The organism is Ruegeria sp. (genome assembly GCF_965221235.1).
Taxonomy (GTDB): domain Bacteria; phylum Pseudomonadota; class Alphaproteobacteria; order Rhodobacterales; family Rhodobacteraceae; genus Ruegeria.
Map to the genome: position 1 here is coordinate 2,708,223 of NZ_CBDCRS010000004.1, position 17,641 is coordinate 2,725,863.

Below are 17,641 nucleotides of genomic sequence, written 5' to 3' on the forward strand. Positions count from 1 at the left end.
CCGGGCGCAGGATGAAACATTCTCGGAACAGGTTTCTGGCATTTGTGCTGTCTCTGCTTGTCGTTCTGACAGGGCAGGGGCTGGCCGCGTCGCGCGGGATGGACCGAGCGGTGGGGCATATGGTGCTGTGTACCGGCACTGGCCCGGTGGTGGTGTATATGGATGCCGAAGGGCAGCCGACCCGTCCTCCGCACTATTGCCCGGACTATGCGTTGAGCGTGCTGGGGGCGATTGCCGAGGTGGATCAGGTGCTGCCCACGGCCCCGGACCGGGTTCAACCAACCCCTGTGCGCGAGGCTCAGAGCCTCGTTGCGTCGCCGGTTCCTGCCAGTCCTGCCCGGGCGCCTCCGGTTGTGATCTGAAGATTTCGTAATTCTATCAGACACCTAACACGGAGAGGCGCAATGGCCCTCAAAACACACTTTCTGGCAGCGCTTGCTGCCGCAACTTTGGCCACCGCAGCATTTGCAGAGGCTACGATCACCGTTGACGACGCTTACGCGCGGTCGTCCGGCAAGTCGGCCAAAGCCGGCGCAGCTTTTATGATGATCCAGAATACAGGCGACAGTGATGACCGGTTGATTGCCGTCGAGTCGGATGCTGCCGTACGGGTTGAACTGCACAGCCACCTCATCGACGACAATGGCGTCGCAAAGATGGTTCACATCGAAGATGGGTTTGTCATTCCTGCCGGTGAAGCGCGTATACTGAAGCGGGGGGGCGATCATGTGATGTTCATGGGGCTGACGGGCCCGTTTGAGCAGGGCGCAACAGTGCCGGTAACACTGATCTTTGAAAAAGCGGGCGCGGTTGAAATCGAAGTGCCAGTTGATCTGGAGCGTCAGGACAAGGGCGGTCACGGATCGCATTCTCACTAAGACCACGCCTGTCTTCAGGCCGCGCTGCGGCCGTCATCCATGCGTCAGGCCGGGCTTTGCCCGGCCTGCTGTCGTTCCGAGGGCAAGTTCAGCGGTTCACAACCCGCATCTCCACAACCCGCATCTCAATGCGTTCATGGGCACGTTTGAATCGGGCCGCCAGCCAGAACATCACAGCTGCGAAGGCCAGCGCCGCGAAGGCAATTGCCCAACCCAGTGCGACCATTCCGCCAGCGGGCCAGAAGATCAGAGCCAGGCCGATGACCAGTGCGACGATCCCGGAATTGCGGACCGAGGGCGCATCGGGATGTTGATCGGTCATTTGCCGCCACGCCATCAACGAACCGACGCCGACGATAAACGCCCATGCGCCCAGCAGGAAAAAGGTCAGGCGGGCCACGCCTTCGGGCCATATCAGCAACACCAGCCCGATCAGCAGGGCTCCGACCCCGGCACCGCCGATCAGGCCGCGCCGTCCGAAGCCCAGCAGAGTCAGGCCGCCGTCCAATACCAGCAACAGCCCGAGCAGTCGTAGCAGCAGTGATATGCTGCTCGTCGGCCAGAACAATGCCGCGACCCCCAGCAACGCGGCGAAAATACCGCGCAGCAGGAAGGTCCACCACAAGCCTGCCAACTGATCTCCAAGCGCATCGCGGTCCTCAAAGCTGCTGCTGTCCAGGATTTCTTCGCGTGGGGGTTGGGGATCGGTCATAGGGGCCTCCGGGCGTGTTACGGCTTTACTATAAACGGAAAATTTGGCCTGTGTCTGCGGGCTGTGCGCTCAATGACTGCCGAGCAGTCCGTCGACCCAACGAGGAACGGTTTCCGTGGCCGGACCCAGAATGACCTGATCGAAAACGGATGCGCCATCTGACGGGTCGAGGTTCAGCTCAATCGTCTGCGCTCCGGAAAGCCGGGCCTCGTGCACGAAGGCAGCAGCGGGATAGACCTGACCAGAGGTGCCGATCGAGGCAAAGAACGCAGCCCCTGCCAGATGGTCGTAGATTGCGTCCATATAATAGGGCATCTCACCGAACCAGACCACATCGGGCCGTGCGGTGGGCGCAGCGCAGGCGGGGCAGGGCTCAGCCACGGCCATTTCGGGCGGGGAGGTCCATCGGTGGCCGCAGCTTGCGCATAAGGCACCGGCCAGAAGGCCGTGCATGTGGACGACGTTCTCGGCGCCACCGGCCTCGTGCAGGCTGTCGACATTCTGGGTGACGATCACCACCTCTCCGGGCCAGTCACGTTGCAACCGGGCCAGCGCGATATGCGCGTCATTGGGCTTAGCCTTGGCGGCCTGAACCCGGCGGGCGTTGTAAAACGCGTGGACCAGGGCCGGGTTGCGGGCAAAGCCTTCGGGTGTGGCGACATCTTCAATCCGGTGCTGCGCCCAGAGCCCACCCTCATCGCGGAACGTACCCAACCCGCTTTCGGCAGAAATCCCGGCCCCGGTCAGAATGACGATCTTTTCCATCTTTGCCTCACACGCTACACCTTGGCCCATGACACACCGTATCCTCTTTGTCTGTCTGGGCAATATCTGCCGATCTCCCGCCGCTGAGGGCGTATTCCGCGCCCGTGCGCCCCATCACAGCACCGACAGTGCCGGAACCTCGGACTGGCATATTGGCGATCCACCCTATCGGCCGATGCAAACGGCGGCGCGGTCGCGTGGTATTGACCTGAGTGACCTGCGGGCGCGGCAGTTCGTGGCCGAGGATTTCAACCGTTTTGATCTGATCATCGGTATGGATGCCAAAAACATCGCCCGAATCGAGGAACTGCGACCACTGGGGAATGACACCCCGGTGCGCCTGCTGACTGATTTTGCCCCTCATGCCGGGGCAGATCACGTGCCGGATCCTTATTACACGCGTGATTTCGATGGGGCGTTAGACCTGATCGAGGCGGCGGTTGAAGGGTTGGACGCGCACCTGCGCGGTTAATTCATCACTTTCAGCCTGTCCGCCAGCCAGGGCAACTGCGTCAACGCCGGATCGACGATCTGGCTGCGCATCAGGCGGCGCATCATTCCTGCGACCTCTTGCGGTACCTGATCGGACCAGTCCGTGCGGGTAAACAGCGATATGGTGCGCGAGAACTCTCCGAACGGGGCAGGGTGCGCCTCGAGCCCATCGTGGAATCGTGCAGCACGCATATAGCCCAGCGGCGTGGTGATCGCCCAGCCAAGGCCTCGTGCAACCATCGCCATCAGCGCCAGATGCGAGCCGATCTCGAACCGTTCCTCAAAGTTCAGCTGTTGCCGTGCCAGATGCGACTCAATCTGCCGGCTGATCAGTTGCTCGCGGGCGTAGCGCAAAAAGGGCAGGGTCTGTGTGGCGTTTTCGGCGCCTTTGGGCGTCACCAGAATGAACGGGTCCTGCACCAGAGGGTATTCGACCACGCCTTCCAGCAACTCGCCGGTATGGGCCGAAACGGCCATGTGCAGGCGCTGCGCCTCAAGATCGGCGAACAGATCAAGGCTGGGCAGGGTGATCAGCTTGAACTTGGACCGGGTGAGGCTGTCGGCCAGCAGAGTGGCCAGTCGCGGGGTCAAGTCGTTGTCGAAATCGTCAATCAAGCCGATGGACAGCGTCGTGAGATGCCCAAGGTCCATCACGGTCAGTTCGCTCTGCGCCATCTGTAGCTCGGCCAGAACCGCTTCGGCCCGCGCCTGAAAGCTGCGCCCGGCCTGTGTCAACCGCATGGGGCGCCGACCATGGTCGACCAGTTCGGTTCCCAGGGCGTTTTCAAGATTGCGTAATTGCTGCGACACCGACGGCTGGCTGAGCCCTGTGATCTGGGCTGCCTGCGCCACCGATCCCGTTCGCGCCAAGGCCTCGAATACCTCGAGCCCGCGCAGGGTCAGCCCTTTCATAACCATCACATATCCCTTTCGCTGCGCCATTTCTGGGGCGCAGTGCAGATCAGGTCAAGGATTGAGGCAGGTTAGCTACAGATCGCCTGCGCCATCTGGCCAAAGTTCTGGTACCGATCCCACAGCGCATCATCACGCGCAGTCCGCGACATCTTTAGTTCCTGGGCCTGATGGGGGTCGGTGAACCACTGTGCGACGGTTTTTTGATCGCTCCGGGTCAGCGCCTGATTTGCGACACGTTGGATGCAGTTGCACCGATCCCGTGTCGCCGCATCACGATCCGACGCCAGACAGGCGCGTTTGATCTGTGCGGCTTCAACCGCCACAGGAGACGCTGCAACGGTTGCAGCGCAAAATGCGATTAAAAGAAACTGTTTCATGCTCATGCCTCGTTTTTGCCTGCCCGGAGGGATCTTGCGCCCCTCTCGGCTTGCGCGGGAGTATGAATCAAACGGGAATCCTGATCAATGGACAAGATTTCCCGCATCAAAAATCCTGCCTCCCTTCTGCTAAGGGATAATCTTGCCGTTTTTGTGGCCGATGACGCCATCCCGGCCAGATCGCCGAAAAACAAGGCGTCCGGGTTGCTGTTGCATGTCACCTGAGACGCCAAAAGGCTTTCCGAAGCCGCCCCGTTGGCGTCGATCACGTTATGCTGATCCAGCAGAAGGTGAAGGAAGCACGCCGTCTTCTCATCCGACAACCGCGCGATCCCCGCGTCGGCAAGACTGATGGCAGGTACAAACACGTCCGTCACGCCGAAATGCAATTCGGCGACCGGGTGCGTGATCAGCATCCTGTGCTGCTGAGAAACCATAAGCGGCGCAAAGTTTGAAAGAACATCGCGTGGGATTTCAACAAGCCTGAATCGGCCGGTTGCAATCACGCTCTGGGATCCGACCCAGCGGACCGGCTGAAAGCCTGCGTCCTGCGTCCAAACCGTGTCCTCGGGTTTGAGCGCCTCTATTGGTACATACCCTTTGTCGGTTTGTATCAGCGTCCCGCGGCGGTAGCAGATTGGCGTGACATACTCGGTCGCCGCAAAGCTGGGTCCTTCCTGAGTGCTGACGACGGTCAACTCCACCCCAGTCGGAGGGAACTGTCCCGGCCCGCCAATAAACGCAATCCCTTCGACCGTCCCGAAGGCCGGCGAAGAGTTGTTGACGTTGAATGCAATGGCTTGCCAGGTGTTCGTGCCGTCAGTCAGGGTGATGCCATATTCGGCCTCGACTTGCGTGCCGTCGGAAAACAGCGTCCCGTCAATTGTCTGATCACCGTCCAGCCTTTGGTTTCCGTCGTTGTCAGCAAAGTCTGCGTCAGCCCCGGCGTCGGTGATGAAAACCTCGGTCACTGCAAGAGTGTCTATGGTGATGGTCTCACCAATCAGATGTACGCCTGTACCCTGATTGATGCCATCCAGCCCCTGCGCAACCGAGATCGTCAGCTGGCTTTCACCTAGAACAAATATCGAATAGTCGGCCAATGTTTGACTGCTTTCTCGTTTGGGATTGGGCCGTTCAGTGGCAGCATCTTAGCTATTCGCAAATATCGGGTAAACGCCGTCAGGCGCAAAGACGCCCTGCGCGCCTTTGGTGCAACGCTTCAACGCTTGACGAGGCCACAAACTCCGGACATATCCCACTCCATGACAGACCTCGCTCATATCCGCAATTTCTCCATCGTCGCGCATATCGACCATGGCAAATCCACCCTTGCTGACCGGCTCATCCAAGAGACCGGAACGGTCAAGGATCGCGACATGAAGGAACAGCTGCTCGACAGCATGGATATCGAGCGCGAACGCGGTATCACCATCAAGGCCAACACGGTCCGCATCGACTATACCGCCGATAATGGCGAGCAATATGTGCTGAACCTAATCGACACCCCCGGCCACGTGGACTTTGCCTATGAGGTCTCACGGTCCATGCGTGCGGTCGAAGGGTCTCTGCTGGTTGTGGACTCGACCCAAGGAGTTGAGGCGCAGACGCTGGCGAATGTCTATCAGGCCATCGACGCGGATCATGAGATCGTGCCGGTGCTGAACAAGATCGACCTGCCAGCCTCCGACTGTGATCGCGTGGCCGAACAGATCGAGGATGTGATCGGTATCGACGCGACTGACGCCATTCAGGTTTCGGCCAAAACGGGGCAGGGTATCCACGAGACGCTCGAAGCCATCGTGCAGCAACTGCCCGCACCGCAGGGCAATCTCGACGCGCCGCTCAAGGCGATGCTGGTGGATTCGTGGTACGACGCCTATCTGGGCGTCATCGTTCTGGTCCGCATCATGGACGGCACGCTGAAAAAGGGCATGCGGGTCAAGTTCATGTCGAACAACACCCTCCACCACGTCGACCGCGTCGGTGTCTTCCGGCCAGAGATGGAGATGGTCGACAGCCTTGGCCCCGGCGAGATCGGATTCCTGACCGCCTCGATCAAACAGGTCCGCGACACCCGCGTCGGCGACACGATCACCAATGACCGCAACGGGACCGAAGACGCTCTGGACGGCTTCAAACCCGCGCAGCCGGTGGTGTTCTGCGGCCTCTTCCCCGTCGACAGTTCCGAATTCGAAGACCTGCGCGATGCGATCGACAAACTGGCCCTGAACGACGCCTCGTTCTCGTTCGAAATGGAAACCTCGGCAGCACTTGGCTTTGGCTTCCGCTGCGGCTTCCTGGGCCTACTGCACCTTGAGGTCATCCGTGACCGCATCGAACGCGAATACGATATTGAGCTCATCACCACCGCGCCGTCGGTGATCTATCACGTCTACATGAAAGACGGCGAGATGATCGAGCTGCACAACCCCGCCGACATGCCTGACCCGTCCAAGGTCGATCATATCGAGGAACCGCGCATCAAGGCGACTATTCTGGTGCCCGACGAATATCTGGGCGACGTGCTGAAACTCTGCCAGGACCGCCGCGGCATCCAGCTGGACCTGACCTATGCGGGCAGCCGTGCGATGGTCGTCTATGACTTGCCGCTGAACGAGGTTGTCTTTGACTTCTACGACCGCCTGAAATCGGTGACCAAGGGCTATGCTTCGTTCGACTATCAGATGACCGGCTACACCGAGGACAATCTGGTCAAGATGTCGGTGCTGGTGAATGACGAACCGGTCGACGCTCTGTCGACCATGGTTCACCGCGACCGGGCCGAGATGCGGGGCCGGGCGATGTGCGAAAAGCTCAAGGACCTGATCCCGCGCCACATGTTCAAAATCCCGATCCAGGCTGCGATCGGAGGCAAGGTCATCGCCCGCGAGACCCTCTCGGCCCTGCGCAAGGACGTGACCGCCAAATGCTACGGAGGCGACGCCACGCGGAAACGCAAACTGCTGGACAAGCAGAAGGCGGGTAAAAAGAAGATGCGGCAGTTCGGGAAGGTGGATATCCCGCAGGAGGCGTTTATTTCAGCGTTGAAGATGGATAGCTAAATTCGGCTTTCAATTCGAGGCGTTCGGAAGAGTAGGGCTATTTCCTTATAAAGTCAGGGCGCGCGTCAGCCCCTGGGCTGTGGTTGTGCTGGCGTGTGACCCGCATATCGAATATCTTCGATTCTTCAGGTTTTGATGCGTGAGTTACGGCGTTAAACTACTCTGAAGGTAGTCAAAATGTGGCATTATCTTGTTGTTTATTTTGACTAAAGTCGCCTTTTTGCCATTTGATTTCGTGGACAAAATGTTCAAAGCTTTCATCTTGAAGTTGTTGGTCTGACAGCTTTCAATTAAACTAGAAGGAAGTGTGTATGTCTGCAATCAAGCCGCAAAAGCCGTTCGAGGTGGAGCAGGACGGTGAAAGTGCGGTGGTTCATTTCAAACCCACCAGCAGGTACGAAACAAGCTCAACCGCCGTCATGTTCAGGTTCAGTATTCTTGGCGTCATCGTTGGTTGGGTTCCTGCGGGGATCATAGGCTTTGCCCAAAGTGGTCCACGAGAAGACTTTTCAATGGGGGCATTTCTTGCCGCGTGGTTCCTGCCAATAGCGATACTGGTCGTTTGGCGCTCGGTAATCCGAAACAAGGCTCTGGCTCGGGGTTCTTCTGCGGTAACACTGGTTTTGTTTGAGGATTTTATCCAAGCTCCTGGATGGCCGACCTCCAAGAGCTATGAACGGAATGACTTGGGGTCGATCTATTCGCAAACCCCGGATATGTCGTTTACCTATAAGACCGGCGGCATAGCGGGCTCGAACTATCATTCAAAAAAAGCTCAGGCTGAAGCCTTTGGAAAAATTGGGTACTCGGTTACTGCTGACTTTGGGACAGAACGGATTGAGCTTGTTCCCGACTGCCTGACAGAACCGCAAGCCGAAGCTATTCGAGATTTGATCGCCACATGGCGAAATGATCCCGGCGAAGTAATCGCGCACGTTTCGCAAGAGAGTGCTGCCTAACTGCAATGCGACTTCGGCATTCTGGGGTTGTCTTCCATTATAGCAACCATGAATGTCTGAACTCATGTAGAGGAGCACGTCCATAGGTCATGTTTTATTGACTAACTTAGTCTTCATCAGGCCCGGCGGTATCGCCGGGTCGTGTCAAACCACCTTGATGGTAGGGTACTGCCCTCTGCTCAACCGACCAACCGAGTGTGACCGACCTCACAGCCTCGAAACCTCCCACCTGCTATCGTTGACCTAACGTCAATTCTGACGGGAGGCCCAAATGTCCACATCGCTCGTCCCCCTTATCGCTTTCGGATCGGCGGGCCTTTATTCCGTGGCCATGATCGCGATGAAGTTCTGGTGGAAAATCCCCGGAGTCGGCCTCAGCCTGTTGATCGTCGCGACCCTGCTGGCCGCCGCATCGCTGGAACTCGCCGCCTTGCGCGAGGAGCGGTTGGGCATCATCTATACCGGCATTCTGGGGGCCGAGGTCATCCTGATCGCCATCGCATCCTACTTTCTGTTCGGCGAGAATTTCTCGTACCGCGAAGTTGCGGGGATCGGCCTTGTCCTGATTGGAACAGCTCTGGCATGGGCCTGATTGGGCTGCGCTTTCTGACCCAGATCAAGGACCACTATTGGCCTCAGTTCTAAGGTCCGCGAAAACAGACTGACAAATACGAGGCCCCTATGTCGCCCCTGACTCTGATCCTTCACATTTTCCTTGGTTCCACCCTTGCCGGGTCCGCAGTGATTGCGGTTCTGGTCATGGGCTACGTATCGTGGATGGCCATGCTGATCGCTGCCGTCGTGGGGTTTGTCGCGGCGTTCCCGGTCTCGGTTCTCGTGGCCCGCAAGCTGGAAGGCTGAGCGCCCGGTTTAGACGCAAAGATCGGAATGTGTTATCCTCCGCGCGGGGGAACCGCGTTCAGGCGGTTTTATTCTTTACATGCTTGCAACGCCAAACCCTCAGAAATGAGAGGTTATTATGCACAAGTTCTTAATTCCGACCGCGATCACCGTGCTGGCCATGGGCCTGAACGTCCCGGCGCAGGCCGAGACCTATGACGCTGATGGCAAGGGCATGGGAGTGAATGCCAACCAAGTCTATCCCATCTCGGACGGTCACGCGGTGATCAAGTCGCAAACCGATTATGACAGTTTCGAAGTCGCCGCCGGCCATCCTCTGGAAGGTGCGACCGGATCCTGTTTTGGTGCCATCATGGTCGCTGGGGCCGGGGTCTCGGGTACGGGCAACTGCGTGTTCGACACGGCCTCGGGCGAAAAGGCGGTGATGAGCTGGACGGCGACGGGGTTGGGGGCTGATGGGGCTCTTACCGGGGACTGGACCGTCTCGGGCGGCACCGGGAGTTGGGCTAGTGCGTCTGGGGGTGGGGCTTTTTCCTCACTGACTGATCCCGACACCAACAAGTTCGTCAATTCGATCACGGGCAGTATCACGATCGAATAAACCTTGTTTAGGAATAACCACTTAGGGCAGGGGCGCGCGGTTTTGTGTGCCCCTTTTCATTTGCGTCTGGTGAGGGTTCCATGAACCAATCATGAAGTTTCCCTTAGGTAAGTTGTAACCGCGGCGCGCCCTCCCAATCTGTTCAGCAGGCCAGCAACGGCCCAGACCTCAGGGAGGAAGAGACCATGACCAGATTTATGACTGCCGGAGCAGCCGCTCTGGCCACGAGCCTTACTCTTGCCACTGCTGCCATGGCCGATACGCCGGACCTGCGCGGCACGTGGGTGGGCAGCTACACCGCCGTTTCGCCGTCGGATGCGGCCATCGGCAAGACACCGCGTTTCAACAGTGCCGAATGGGTGCTGCATGTCGAAAAACAGCAGGACAACGTGTTCTGGGGGCCCAGCAAGTGGCGGCGCAATGCCACCGATGACTGGACCGTGTATGAGGCCACCGGCACCGTCAGTCTGGACGGCTCGGGAGGCATCGGGATCGTCGAAAGCTCATCTGATCCGACAATTGGAGTGAACGCGCTGATTGATGCGCGGTACGAGGACGGCAAAATTTTTGCCGATTTCCGTAGCCTGCGATCCGGAACGACCTATAGCACCGTTCTGGAACGTCAGGTGAACTGAAGCGTCTCCGGCCCGGCCGGTTGTAGGGGGTATGAACTGTCGCCTGAGTGGAGGTGGCACGTGTAGTAGGTTGCCCCGGCCGGGTCGGAACGCTTCTCAGGGCCTGTGTCGAATCGTGCAGCCCTCACATCGGGGGATTTCTGCGGGTCATTTCTGATGAGCGACAACCAAGTTGACCGGCACCGACAGCCAAGTTGGCCGGTGGCTTGAACCGGAATGAGGGCGGAGCCCGATTGGAGGTTTGAGCCACCGGATCGGCCCTTTTGGGAGGGGTACGGGGTAGGTGCTGGCCGCTGTGGCCCGGTAGGTTGGAGACCTCTGAACGTGAATACGGAGGTTCCGAATGCCGGGGAAACCCGTCACCGACCAGCAAATGAGATTGTACATGTCCGACCGACCCTTTCATAACCAACGTGTTGCCGCAGCCCGTGCCGGTTTCAGCGAACGCACCGGGCGCAGGATTGAAGCAAACCCGGTACTGCCTTCGCAGCGCAAACCAGTCCGTGGTCGCACCGTCCCTGATCCTTTGGAGGCTGTGTGGCAGCCTATCCTGATCCCGCTCCTCGAACGGGATTCTTCCGTGCAAGCTGTGACGTTGCTCCGTCATTTGCAGATGCTGGATCCTGACGGCTTCCCCGATGATCGGGTCCGGCGGACGCTGGAACGACGGGTTCGGGAGTGGCGCGCCCTGCATGGCCCCGAGCGCGACGTGATCTTTCGCCAGTCCCCGGAGCCAGGGCGTATGGGACTGTCGGACTTCACCGATGCGACTGAACTCGGCGTGACAATCGCCGGTCATTTGCTGCTTCATCGGCTTTTCCACTTTGTTCTCGCCTACAGCGGCTGGGAGCATGCCGCGCCGGTTCTGGGCGGGGAGAGTTTCACGGCACTGGCTGAAAACCTTCAGAATGCGCTCTGGACACTTGGGGGCGTGCCGCAGGAGAGCAGAACCGACAGCCTGTCGGCCGCGTATCGCAATCTCGACAAGGATGCGACCAGGGATGTCACCGAACGTTATGAGGCGTTCTGTCGGCACTATGGGATGGTCGCGAGCCGCAATAATCCCGGCGAAGCCCATGAGAATGGCGCGATCGAAGCACACAACAATCATCTCAAGGTGGCTTTGGATCAGGCTCTGATCCTGCGGGGATCGCGGGACTTTCCCGACATCGATGCCTGGCGCCGGTTTGTCGACGAAGTTGTCGCCCGCCGCAACCGCCGCCGTGAGGACAAGATAAAAGTCGAGTTGCAACACCTCAAGCCGCTGCCCACGCAGCGCACCACCGACTTCACCGAACTTGTCGTGCGTGTTGTCAGGACCGGAGGTTTCCTGGTCCACAGCGTGTTCTATTCCGTGCCCTCGCAGTTCATCGGCCAGCGCTTGCGCGTTCACGTCTATGACGACCGGATCGAAGCCTATCTCGGGGCCACGCATGTGGTCTCCCATCCCCGCATGCGCGGGCGCAAGGACGGTAAACGTATCCATAGCATCAATTACCGGCATGTCATCCATGCCCTGCGTCGCAAGCCTCAGGCTTTGGCAAATTCCGTCTATCGCGACAATCTCTTCCCCAGGTCCGAATACGCTGAGGCCTGGAACCGCCTCTCCGAGGTTTTGCCCCGCAAAGAGGCTTGCAAACGCATGGTCGATCTGCTCTGGCTGGCCCATAGCGAGAACTGCGAGGCAGACCTGGCCGCGCTGATCGCCGGGGACTTTGCAAATGGCGCATTGCCAGATGCCAAAACCCTGCGGAAACAACTCCTTGGGTCACGCACGGAATTGCCGGAAGACCGAAAGGTCAGACTGACGGATCTGTCCAGCTTCGATCGCTTGCTGGAGGTGCGCACATGACACAGGTGTCCAAACCACAAACTGTCGATGTGCACGCCTTGCCCGCCCTGTTCACCGCTTTGCGTCTGCCCAGCTTCCAGCACCACTGGGAGCGCTTCGCGCAACAGGCCGATACCGAGAACTGGCCTGCAGCCAGGTTGCTGGCCACTCTAGCCGAGATCGAATTGGCTGAGCGCGAGGAACGCCGCATTCGACGCCACCTGGGCCAATCGGGCCTGCCCGGCGGAAAAACCCTGGCCACATTCGAGTTCAAAGCCGTACCTGAGCTGTCACAAGCCCGGATCGAGGCGCTCGCAGCAGGCGACTGGGTTGAAACCGGCGCCAATCTGATCGCCATCGGAAACTCCGGCGCGGGCAAGACGCATATTCTTTGCGCCATAGGACATGCTCTGATCGAAGCCGGGAATCGCGTCCTCTACACGCGAACAACCGATCTGGTACAGAAACTTCAGGCTGCCCGGCGAGATCTCGTGTTGGAAACTGCACTGGCCAAACTCGACAAATTCGATCTCGTCATTCTGGACGACATCACATATGCCCAGAAAGACCACGCCGAAAGCTCTGTTCTCTTCGAACTTATCGCACGGCGCTATGAAAACCGAAGCCTTGCGATCGCTGCCAACCAGCCATTCAGTGCATGGGGCAAAATCTTCCCCGACCAAGCTGTTACCGTCGCAGCCATCGACAGGTTGGTTCATCACGCCACGATCCTCGAGATGAACTTCGAAAGCTACAGGCGACGCTCAGCTGAAAATCAACGTCGGCCAAAACAAAAATCCACCGGAAAAGCCAAAACCTGAAGGAGAAGCAAACCAGACCATAAACACGTCATGAACTGCGGCTAAAACCGGACAACGAGGTTGTCGCTACCGGACAAAATGGTTGACGGCGTACACATTTCGGCTCAACGGGCCTTTGCAGGTGCAGAAAAGCCCTAAAATTTCGATTTTTCGACATGTTTTGACTTATCCGTTTTCAAACCAGCGCAGCGCCACGATTTCTGGGGTTATCCACAAAGCTCTCCCGGCAGATATCAACAATTTATCCCCGGCTAATTTTCATGCCGCAGTGCTATTTTCTTGCCGTGTTGCGAGCCCAATGTAACAGTCAGATCACCGCAACGGTTCTTAGGAGCCAGGGTGGGACGCAAAGGCCAAGGGGGTCAAGGCGGAGACGGGCGAGTTTTAGGATTTGCACTTTTCTGCAAAGGCTTACCGGTGGATGGTCAAGTGGTCCGGGTGTCAAATCCGGGGTGTCTGACCAGACTCTCAGAAGGTCAGTGCGTGTTGCAGGGTGCCCTCGGGTGTGCTGCGACGGCTGTGATCCCTTCGGGGGCCAGAGCAACTGGATCGGGACGTCCCTCGGGCGTGTCGACCCGGCAAGGCGTCAGGGGTGTCCGCAAGGGCACGTGCAAAGACCGCGTCTGCGCACCTGACGCCTTTTCCTTTTGCCGGATAACAGGTTTCAACGGGCTGCCACTCAACCCTTAAACGGGAACGGGGTTCTTGCATGTGTGCAAGAACCCCGTCTACGTGTCAGAAATGCAATGCCGCGTCTATGCACCTGTTCCCACAGTATACCGCATATATATGCCGGATTCAACTATATGTAGGGGTGGGGCGTCTGAATCCTGCTATATTCAGGCGTGTTACAGGCTTTCCTGTACGTCAGACGCCGCGTTCTGGATTGCGTCGCCAGCTTTCTCGATATCTTTGCCGGCGCCTTTTGCGGTCTCGCAAGCGGTGAGGGTGAACAGGACCAGTCCAATCAAAAATGCGCGGATCATTGAAGTCTCCATTGGTGTCAGTTCCGTGTTGCCTAGCAGTTTTTGGATAGCGGAACCAGAGGTTTGAGGCGTAAGAACACGCCGCACCGCGATGGAGCGTTTGAGGCGTTCAACCGAGGTGTTATGAGGGCGATCTCAATGGTACAGACAGTGCGCCGGGCTTAGTCTTTCTGATCACCGCAGAACAGTTCATACACCACCTCCAGCATGCGGCGCGGGCGGTCATCGGCCAGGCGGTAATAGATGGCTTTGCCTTCCCGACGCGGTGTGACCAGCCCTTCCAGGCGCAGGCGCGACAGTTGCTGCGATACCGCGGCCTGACGGGCCGACAGCAACTCCTCCAGTTCGGTCACGGATTTCTCGCCGGATACAAGGTGGCACAAAATCATCAAACGCCCTTCGTGGCTGATGGCCTTAAGGAAATTCGACGCCTGAGTCGCGTTCTCAACCATCTTGTCGAACGAGTCGCTGGGCATGTTTGGCGAAAGCTGGGGAAGGGCCATCGTTGGTATCCTTGTTTGCCCCTAGAGCGGAGGGGTTATTTCGGTGAGTGGAGTCACTGGTGAGAGTTTAGAGCTACATGAGTACACATATTGACCATGTTTTTCTATATGCACGGATCAAAATAGTGTGATGTGATAACGCCAAGATTTGATGAGCAAGCCAAACGCACGCAAAGAGTGGGCGGCCGAAGACCCTAAAATGTGCTTGCAAGACGCGAAGTATCCGGTCCCCCTTGCAGCCCCCCTGTGGCGACACTAAGACTCGGGTAACGTTTCTTCGGGTACTGTCCCGATCCATAGCAAAGCAGGCAGGTTCAGAATGTTCGATCCAGTTGATACCTATATGAATACGCTCGTCCCGATGGTGGTCGAACAGACCAGCCGGGGCGAACGTGCCTACGACATCTTCTCGCGCCTTCTGAAAGAGCGGATCATTTTCATCAACGGCCCGATCCATGACGGGATGAGCCATCTGGTCGTGGCCCAGCTGCTGCACCTTGAGGCAGAAAACCCAAGCAAAGAGATTTCGATCTACATCAACTCGCCCGGCGGTGTTGTGACCAGCGGTTTGTCGATTTACGACACAATGCAGTATATCAAGCCGAAATGTTCGACATTGGTAATCGGTCAGGCGGCCTCGATGGGGTCGGTTCTGCTGGCCGGTGGCGAGAAGGGAATGCGGTTCTCGCTGCCCAACAGCCGGATCATGGTGCATCAGCCCAGCGGCGGCTATCAGGGTCAGGCCAGCGATATCATGATCCACGCGGCCGAGACGCAGAAACTGAAAGATCGCTTGTATGACATCTATGTGCGCCATACAGGGCAGACCAAAAAGGCAGTGGAAAAGGCGCTGGATCGCGACAATTTCATGAGCCCTGAGGAAGCGAAAGACTGGGGTCACATCGACGAAATCGTTGAAAACCGCGCAAAAATGGACGGTGACGACGCCTGAATTAAAGCTCCCGCGCCACCGGCGCGGGACGCATTTTGAGATTGTAGCCGCCCCGGTGCTGGCCTAAGCTGCACCAACAGACGGCAAGCGCGGTCCGGTACGGATCGCTGGGATGGAGCCCGAAAGGTAGAACATGGCGACGAATTCAGGCGGTGACGGCAAGAACACGCTCTACTGTAGCTTCTGCGGCAAGAGCCAGCATGAGGTGCGCAAGCTGATTGCCGGGCCAACAGTGTTTATCTGTGATGAATGCGTCGAACTTTGCATGGACATCATCCGCGAGGAAACGAAGGCCAGCGGTCTGAAAGCCTCGGACGGTGTTCCGACGCCGAAAGACATCTGCGAGGTTCTGGACGATTACGTGATTGGTCAGGCGACGGCCAAGCGGGTTCTGTCGGTTGCCGTTCACAACCACTACAAGCGCCTGAACCATGCCCAGAAAGCGGGCAGCGATATTGAGCTGGCGAAGTCGAACATCCTTCTGATCGGCCCGACCGGTTGCGGCAAGACGCTGCTGGCGCAAACGCTGGCGCGCATTTTGGATGTGCCGTTTACGATGGCCGATGCAACCACGCTGACCGAAGCCGGTTATGTTGGTGAGGATGTCGAAAACATCATTCTCAAACTGTTGCAGGCCAGTGAGTACAACGTCGAACGCGCGCAGCGCGGCATTGTCTACATTGACGAGGTCGACAAGATCACGCGCAAGTCCGAAAACCCTTCGATCACTCGCGACGTATCGGGTGAGGGCGTGCAGCAAGCGCTGCTGAAGCTGATGGAAGGCACTGTCGCCAGTGTTCCGCCACAAGGGGGTCGCAAGCATCCGCAGCAGGAATTCCTGCAAGTGGATACCACGAACATCCTGTTCATCTGTGGCGGCGCCTTTGCCGGTCTGGACAAGATCATCGCGCAGCGCGGTAAGGGCTCGGCCATGGGCTTTGGTGCCGATGTGCGTGACAATGATGAGCGCGGCGTGGGCGAGATATTCAAGGATCTGGAACCCGAAGATCTGCTGAAATTCGGCCTGATCCCGGAATTCGTCGGTCGTCTGCCGGTTCTGGCTACGCTGGAGGATCTGGACGAGGATGCTCTGGTCACGATCCTGACCAAGCCCAAGAACGCTCTGGTCAAGCAATACCAGCGCCTGTTCGAACTGGAAGACGCGGAGCTGGCCTTTACTGACGATGCGCTGAAAGCGATTGCCAAGAAGGCCATCGAACGGAAAACCGGCGCACGCGGATTGCGCTCGATCCTCGAAGATATCCTTCTGGATACTATGTTCGAACTGCCCGGCATGAAAAACGTGACCGAAGTTGTGGTCAATGAAGAGGCGGTCTCGTCCGACAAACAGCCCCTGATCATCTACGCGGATGCGGCTGAATCGGCCTCGGCTGGTTAAGTTCAAAACGATTTACGAAACACGGCGCGGCGCAGACCGCGCCGTTTTCATGTGAGGGTATCATGACGATCAAACGCATTTCATCCGGTGGAGAATTCGAAGCAAAAATCGGTTATTGCCGCGCTGTTGTGGCTGGAGGTTGGGTGCATGTCGCCGGAACGGTGGGGCAGGGTGATGACGTCACAGCACAATGCCGGTCGGCATTGGAGGTGATCGGCAAGGCTCTGTCTGAGGCCGGCGCAAGTTTCGCCGACGTGGTGCGTGTGACCTACATGTTGCCGGATCGGGCTGAATTCGAACCCTGCTGGCCGATCCTTCGAGAATATTTTGGGGCCAACCCTCCGGTCACGACCATGATCGAATGTGGCCTGATTGACCCGAAATATCGGATCGAAATCGAAGTCACGGCTTATTTGCCGGAATAGTGACTGCGGCCCTTGTGACACTGGACCTTGGCGCGCCTTTGGTCCATATCTGCGGGAACAGAATTGCCGGAGGCAGCCGATGGGTATCCTGAACACGTTATTAAGGGCCGTAACCTGGTGGAACGGGGCCACCCTCAACACGCAGATTTACACCTCGCGCAAGGGGGTCAAAGTTGGTGAGGATAACGAAGGCAACGTGTTCTATCGCACGGCCGACGACAGCAAACGCTGGGTGATTTTCAATGGTGAGGCCGAGGCTAGCCGGATTGATCCCGACTGGCATGGTTGGCTGCACCGGACCTGGGATGAGCCGCCGACGGACAAGCCATTGCAGCACAAAACCTGGGAAAAACCACATCAGGAAAACCTGACGGGTACAGCGCTGGCCTATACGCCTGCGGGGTCTCTGCGGCGGGCCGATCCGGTCGAACGCGCGGACTATGAGGCCTGGAGCCCGGAATAAA

The 17,641-nt window shown here is 58.1% G+C and carries 22 protein-coding genes; 15 read left to right on the forward strand and 7 right to left on the reverse strand.

Annotation, left to right across the window (positions count from 1 at the left end; translation table 11 throughout):
- Positions 1 to 11: 11 nt before the first annotated feature.
- Both ACOQOY_RS16795 and ACOQOY_RS16800 read left to right on the forward strand, forming a co-directional pair.
- Entirely contained in the window at positions 12 to 362 is a 351-nt protein-coding gene (locus ACOQOY_RS16795) for a hypothetical protein (RefSeq protein ID WP_420586502.1), read from the forward strand.
- Positions 363 to 404: 42 nt separating this feature from the next.
- Positions 405 to 878, forward strand: a complete 474-nt coding sequence (locus ACOQOY_RS16800) for a copper chaperone PCu(A)C (RefSeq protein WP_420586503.1) — start codon at positions 405 to 407, stop codon at positions 876 to 878.
- Positions 879 to 966: 88 nt separating this feature from the next.
- Here ACOQOY_RS16800 and ACOQOY_RS16805 read toward each other — a convergent pair whose 3' ends face one another.
- Positions 967 to 1,590, reverse strand: a complete 624-nt coding sequence (locus ACOQOY_RS16805; RefSeq protein ID WP_420586504.1) for an HdeD family acid-resistance protein — start codon at positions 1,588 to 1,590, stop codon at positions 967 to 969.
- A gap of 69 nt (positions 1,591 to 1,659) precedes the next feature.
- Entirely contained in the window at positions 1,660 to 2,355 is a 696-nt protein-coding gene (locus ACOQOY_RS16810; RefSeq protein WP_420586505.1) for an NAD-dependent deacylase, read from the reverse strand.
- A 28-nt stretch (positions 2,356 to 2,383) separates the two neighbouring features.
- Between ACOQOY_RS16810 and ACOQOY_RS16815 the strand changes: the two genes are divergently transcribed.
- Positions 2,384 to 2,827: a low molecular weight protein-tyrosine-phosphatase gene (locus tag ACOQOY_RS16815; RefSeq protein ID WP_420586506.1), complete on the forward strand. Its 444-nt coding sequence runs from the start codon at positions 2,384 to 2,386 to the stop codon at positions 2,825 to 2,827.
- Here the strand turns inward: ACOQOY_RS16815 and ACOQOY_RS16820 are convergent.
- The 3 genes from ACOQOY_RS16820 to ACOQOY_RS16830 form a co-directional block, all read right to left on the reverse strand.
- Positions 2,824 to 3,765 carry a LysR family transcriptional regulator gene (locus tag ACOQOY_RS16820; protein ID WP_420587264.1) on the reverse strand — a complete coding sequence of 314 codons (942 nt, stop codon included), beginning with the start codon at positions 3,763 to 3,765 and terminating at the stop codon, positions 2,824 to 2,826. The two genes, ACOQOY_RS16815 and ACOQOY_RS16820, sit on opposite strands and share 4 nt — an antisense overlap.
- A 65-nt stretch (positions 3,766 to 3,830) precedes the next feature.
- Positions 3,831 to 4,139 carry a hypothetical protein gene (locus tag ACOQOY_RS16825; protein ID WP_420586507.1) on the reverse strand — a complete coding sequence of 103 codons (309 nt, stop codon included), beginning with the start codon at positions 4,137 to 4,139 and terminating at the stop codon, positions 3,831 to 3,833.
- A 2-nt stretch (positions 4,140 to 4,141) separates the two neighbouring features.
- Positions 4,142 to 5,242: a Hint domain-containing protein gene (locus ACOQOY_RS16830; RefSeq protein WP_420586508.1), complete on the reverse strand. Its 1,101-nt coding sequence runs from the start codon at positions 5,240 to 5,242 to the stop codon at positions 4,142 to 4,144.
- Positions 5,243 to 5,404: 162 nt separating this feature from the next.
- On the opposite strand from ACOQOY_RS16830, the gene lepA reads away from it, so the two are divergent.
- From lepA to istB, 8 genes are all read left to right on the forward strand, one after another.
- Entirely contained in the window at positions 5,405 to 7,204 is a 1,800-nt protein-coding gene (gene lepA, locus ACOQOY_RS16835) for a translation elongation factor 4 (protein ID WP_170560953.1), read from the forward strand.
- A gap of 311 nt (positions 7,205 to 7,515) precedes the next feature.
- Positions 7,516 to 8,163, forward strand: coding sequence for a hypothetical protein (locus tag ACOQOY_RS16840; protein ID WP_420586509.1), 648 nt, complete (start codon positions 7,516 to 7,518; stop codon positions 8,161 to 8,163).
- Positions 8,164 to 8,434: 271 nt separating this feature from the next.
- Positions 8,435 to 8,755, forward strand: coding sequence for a hypothetical protein (locus ACOQOY_RS16845; protein ID WP_420586510.1), 321 nt, complete (start codon positions 8,435 to 8,437; stop codon positions 8,753 to 8,755).
- An 89-nt stretch (positions 8,756 to 8,844) separates the two neighbouring features.
- Positions 8,845 to 9,024 carry a CTP synthetase gene (locus tag ACOQOY_RS16850; RefSeq protein ID WP_420586511.1) on the forward strand — a complete coding sequence of 60 codons (180 nt, stop codon included), beginning with the start codon at positions 8,845 to 8,847 and terminating at the stop codon, positions 9,022 to 9,024.
- 118 nt (positions 9,025 to 9,142) lie between these two features.
- The gene (locus ACOQOY_RS16855) at positions 9,143 to 9,625 is read left to right on the forward strand and encodes a hypothetical protein (RefSeq protein WP_420586512.1); all 483 of its coding nucleotides are present in this window, start codon (positions 9,143 to 9,145) and stop codon (positions 9,623 to 9,625) included.
- Between the two features lie 185 nt (positions 9,626 to 9,810).
- Positions 9,811 to 10,260: a hypothetical protein gene (locus tag ACOQOY_RS16860; RefSeq protein WP_420586513.1), complete on the forward strand. Its 450-nt coding sequence runs from the start codon at positions 9,811 to 9,813 to the stop codon at positions 10,258 to 10,260.
- Between the two features lie 343 nt (positions 10,261 to 10,603).
- Positions 10,604 to 12,112, forward strand: coding sequence for an IS21 family transposase (istA, locus tag ACOQOY_RS16865; RefSeq protein ID WP_420583780.1), 1,509 nt, complete (start codon positions 10,604 to 10,606; stop codon positions 12,110 to 12,112).
- Positions 12,109 to 12,912 carry an IS21-like element helper ATPase IstB gene (gene istB, locus ACOQOY_RS16870; RefSeq protein WP_420583779.1) on the forward strand — a complete coding sequence of 268 codons (804 nt, stop codon included), beginning with the start codon at positions 12,109 to 12,111 and terminating at the stop codon, positions 12,910 to 12,912. The genes istA and istB overlap by 4 nt, the downstream gene beginning before the upstream one ends.
- Before the next feature lie 848 nt (positions 12,913 to 13,760).
- Here istB and ACOQOY_RS16875 read toward each other — a convergent pair.
- On the reverse strand, positions 13,761 to 13,898 hold the full coding sequence (locus tag ACOQOY_RS16875) for an entericidin A/B family lipoprotein (protein ID WP_420586514.1): 138 nt from the start codon (positions 13,896 to 13,898) through the stop codon (positions 13,761 to 13,763).
- A gap of 161 nt (positions 13,899 to 14,059) precedes the next feature.
- Positions 14,060 to 14,401 carry an ArsR/SmtB family transcription factor gene (locus ACOQOY_RS16880; protein ID WP_420586515.1) on the reverse strand — a complete coding sequence of 114 codons (342 nt, stop codon included), beginning with the start codon at positions 14,399 to 14,401 and terminating at the stop codon, positions 14,060 to 14,062.
- 319 nt (positions 14,402 to 14,720) lie between these two features.
- Between ACOQOY_RS16880 and ACOQOY_RS16885 the strand changes: the two genes are divergently transcribed.
- The 4 genes from ACOQOY_RS16885 to ACOQOY_RS16900 all read left to right on the forward strand — a co-directional run bounded on the left by ACOQOY_RS16885 (position 14,721) and on the right by ACOQOY_RS16900 (position 17,640).
- The gene (locus ACOQOY_RS16885; protein WP_170384786.1) at positions 14,721 to 15,353 is read left to right on the forward strand and encodes an ATP-dependent Clp protease proteolytic subunit; all 633 of its coding nucleotides are present in this window, start codon (positions 14,721 to 14,723) and stop codon (positions 15,351 to 15,353) included.
- A 133-nt stretch (positions 15,354 to 15,486) separates the two neighbouring features.
- Positions 15,487 to 16,752, forward strand: coding sequence for an ATP-dependent Clp protease ATP-binding subunit ClpX (gene clpX / locus ACOQOY_RS16890; protein ID WP_420586516.1), 1,266 nt, complete (start codon positions 15,487 to 15,489; stop codon positions 16,750 to 16,752).
- Between the two features lie 62 nt (positions 16,753 to 16,814).
- Entirely contained in the window at positions 16,815 to 17,177 is a 363-nt protein-coding gene (locus ACOQOY_RS16895) for a RidA family protein (protein WP_420586517.1), read from the forward strand.
- 79 nt (positions 17,178 to 17,256) lie between these two features.
- The gene (locus tag ACOQOY_RS16900) at positions 17,257 to 17,640 is read left to right on the forward strand and encodes an NADH:ubiquinone oxidoreductase subunit NDUFA12 (RefSeq protein WP_420586518.1); all 384 of its coding nucleotides are present in this window, start codon (positions 17,257 to 17,259) and stop codon (positions 17,638 to 17,640) included.
- Position 17,641 lies beyond the last annotated feature (1 nt).